Genomic DNA, 3234 nt, shown 5'->3' on the forward strand with positions numbered 1-3234 from the left:
AGCACGGCGGCCACGTCGGCGCAGCGCAACGCCTGTTCGCATGCCCACAGCCGTGCGGCCGATGCTGCGCTGCGCACCCACAGCAGCGCCTCGAGCGGCAGGCCTTGGGCCGCGAGCGCGGGGCCGAAGGGCTCCTGCGGCGCGCCGATCAGCACGACCGGCCCTGCGCCGCCCTGCACCGCTTGCGCCAGCGCGGGCAGCAGCAGTTGCCAGGCATGCGCCTCGGGCGCGGCCTGCAGCAGCTCGGTCATCGCGCCCACCGGCCAGCCACCGCCGGGCAGCTGCGCATCGAGCGCCGCATGGCCGGTGCCGATGACCTGCCCATCCGCCACGCCCAGCGTGTCCCCGCGCCAGACCTTGTGGCGCGCGGCAGCAGAGAAGGAGTCGAAGGAAGGCAGGCCCATGATCAGATGACTGTATTTTTATACAGTATTCTTGGGGCGCCTCACTGATTTTTTATAAGCCCGCGCGCAAGGCCGGGGTTCCCTCTTCATTCCAGTTATGGGATAAAACGACTCAATGACAAAACGGATCGTCGAAGACTTGGAAATAGTCAAAGGCTCCGGCAACGTATTTGCCGATCTGGGTCTTCCCCATGCAGACAAGCTCAAGATCAAGTCTGGTCTCACCATCGAGATCAACAAGGCCATCCAGCGCCTTCAGCTCACCCAAAGCGAAGCTGCCAAGCGCATGGGCATCTCGCAGCCGAAAGTCTCGGCGCTGGTGCGGGGCGAATTCTCGAACTTCTCCGAACGCAAGCTGATGGACTGTCTCAACCGGCTCGGCTACGACATCGAGATCAAGGTAAAGCCCGCGGCTGCCGCCACAGGACATCTGATGCTGGCCCTGGCCTGAAGTCGTCAGCCCTCATGACCCCCCGCCCCATCCCCTCCACCCGCGAAGCCCTGCCGGTGATCGGTTGCGGCACCTGGATCGGCTTCGATGTCAGCCCCGGCAGCGCCGGGCACCAGCGCCTGCCGGGCGTGCTGGATGCCCTGTTCGCCGCCGGCGGCACGCTGATCGACAGCTCGCCGATGTACGGACGCGCCGAGGCGGTGGTGGGCGCCCTGCTGGCCGCCAGCGGGCAGCGCGAGAAGGCCTTCCTCGCCACCAAGGTCTGGACCTCCGGTCGCGAGGCCGGCATCGCGCAGATGGAGCAGTCCTTCCAGCGCCTGCGCACCGGGCGCATCGACCTGCTGCAGGTGCACAACCTGGTCGACTGGCGCACCCACCTGGCGACGCTGCGCGACTGGAAGGCGCAGGGCCGCGTGCGCTACCTCGGCATCACGCACTACACCGCCTCGGCCTATGCCGAAGTCGAAGCGGTACTGCGCGCCGAGCCGCTCGACTTCCTGCAGATCAACTACTCGATCGACGCGCGCCAGGCCGAGGAGCGCCTGCTGCCGCTGGCAGCCGAGCGCGGCGTGGCGGTGATCGTCAACATGCCTTTCGGCGGCGGCGGGCTGCTGCGCCGGCTGCGCGCCCAGCCCCTGCCCGGCTGGGCGGCCGAGATCGGGTGCGCGAGCTGGGCGCAGCTGCTGCTGAAGTTCGTGCTGAGCCATCCGGCCGTGACCTGCACCATCCCGGGCACCAGCCGGGCGGAGCACATGGCGGACAACGCGGCGGCGGCAACGGGCGGCTTTCCCGACGCGGGCTTCTGGCAGCGGCACGCGGCTTCGCTGCCGCTCTAATCACCGGGCCTTCGCTTCAGGCGAAGAAGCGCAGCAGCAGCGCGTTCACCTCCACCGCCTGCTCGTACTGCACCCAGTGGCCGGCGCCGTCGATCACGACGCCTTCGCGCTGCGGACAGCCCGCCACGAGCTGCGCCACCAGTGGGCGCGAGTCGGCGGTCACGTCATGCTCGCCCCACAGCAGAAGCGTCGGTCCCGCAAAGGCGTCCAGCGCCGCCTGCAGCCCGCCAGCCATCGAGACCTCCTTGCTGCGAAAGCGCGTGCCGTGGCAGGAGAGGTCGTGGATGGCAAAGGCCAGGGCATCGATGGCAGCGGCGTCGTGCAGCATCAGCGCCCGCAGGTTGTGCAGCAGCGCCTCGCGCTCCTCCAGCCGATCCCTCGCCTCGCGCCAGTTGATCATCTGCACGCTCATGCGGCGCATGGTGCCGTGGCCCGCGCTGCCCAGCAGTGCAAGGCGGCGCACATGGCCGCGCCGCAGCGCGAACTTCGAAGCGACCAGTCCGCCGAAGGAGAAACCGGCCAGGTCGATGGGAGCCTCGGCATCGATCAGGGAACCCAGCGAGCCGACGAGCGCGTCGAGCGCCGGGTCCAGCGGCGCCTGGCCGGCCTGCGCCTGCGGCGGCGTGTCGGAGTCGTTGAAGCCGGGCATGTCGGGCAGCCACACGGCGCGCGCGGCGCAAAGCGCCTCGATGTTGCGCAACCAGTGCATCCAGCTGCCATGGCCGCCATGCAGGAGCACCAGCGGCGGCCGCTGGTCGTTGTCTTCGCCGAAGCGGCGCCAGCGCACGCGCCGGCCGGCATGCAGCACATCGTGATGGGTGGAGAGCGCGTCGATGCGGGCGATCAGCCGATGCGCGTTCGCATCGGCGGCGGGGTCGAAGATGGCGTGTTCGGGCACCGGGCGATTGTGCAGCGCACGCTCAGGCGGCGTCGCCCGCTGCCGCACCGAAGCGATAGCTCGACACCGCGATGCCGCCCATGAAGGCGTCCTCGTGGTAGATGCGCACGCCCGCATCCTGCCCGGCCGCGCCAACCGCGACCATCAGCGGGATCAGGTGTTCCTCGCGCGGATGCGCCACCCGCGCCGCCGGCGCCTGGGACCAGGCCAGCAGGCGCTCGATCCGCCGGGCCGGGTCGGCGTCGACGGTGTCCGCCAGCCAGTCGTCGAAGGCCTTGGACACCTCGCGCGCCTGCGGCCCGAAGTTGCGCAGGTTGTGGTAGCTCAGGCCGCTGCCGACGATCAGCACGTTCTCGTCGCGCAGCGGGGCCAGCGCGCGGCCCACCGCCACGTGCTCGGCCGCGTCGAGCCCGGCCCGGAGCGACAGCTGCACCACCGGCACCTCGGCCTTCGGGTACATCGCGGCCATCGGCGAGAACATGCCGTGGTCGAAACCGCGCTCGGCATCGAAGGCCGCCGGCAGGCCCGCCGCCTCGACCAGGCCTTGCACGCGGCGCGCCAGCGCGGGCGAACCGGGGGCGTCGTAGTGCACGCGGTAGGTGTGCTCGGGGAAGCCGCCGTAGTCGTAGATCATCGGCGGCTTCG

The 3234-nt window shown here is 70.0% G+C and carries 4 protein-coding genes and 1 pseudogene; 2 read left to right on the forward strand and 3 right to left on the reverse strand.

Annotation, left to right across the window (positions count from 1 at the left end; genetic code table 11):
- Positions 1 to 404 (reverse strand): annotated as a pseudogene (locus APY03_RS44335) (translesion DNA synthesis-associated protein ImuA); the annotation flags it as partial.
- A gap of 115 nt (positions 405 to 519) precedes the next feature.
- On the opposite strand from APY03_RS44335, the gene APY03_RS23850 reads away from it, so the two are divergent.
- A complete protein-coding gene (locus APY03_RS23850) occupies positions 520 to 855 on the forward strand; it encodes a helix-turn-helix domain-containing protein (protein WP_068680728.1) in 336 nt (111 codons plus the stop codon).
- 14 nt (positions 856 to 869) lie between these two features.
- Positions 870 to 1691, forward strand: a complete 822-nt coding sequence (locus APY03_RS23855) for an aldo/keto reductase (protein WP_068680730.1) — start codon at positions 870 to 872, stop codon at positions 1689 to 1691.
- A gap of 16 nt (positions 1692 to 1707) precedes the next feature.
- On the opposite strand, the gene APY03_RS23860 is transcribed toward APY03_RS23855, so the two are convergent.
- Together APY03_RS23860 and APY03_RS23865 are read right to left on the reverse strand one after the other, a co-directional pair.
- Complete coding sequence (locus APY03_RS23860; RefSeq protein WP_068680858.1) at positions 1708 to 2589, reverse strand: alpha/beta fold hydrolase; 882 nt, start codon at positions 2587 to 2589, stop codon at positions 1708 to 1710.
- A gap of 22 nt (positions 2590 to 2611) precedes the next feature.
- On the reverse strand, positions 2612 to 3234 hold a 623-nt coding region (locus tag APY03_RS23865), incomplete at its 5' end, for a DODA-type extradiol aromatic ring-opening family dioxygenase (RefSeq protein ID WP_232324377.1).

The organism is Variovorax sp. WDL1 (assembly GCF_001541225.1).
Lineage (GTDB): Bacteria > Pseudomonadota > Gammaproteobacteria > Burkholderiales > Burkholderiaceae_C > Variovorax.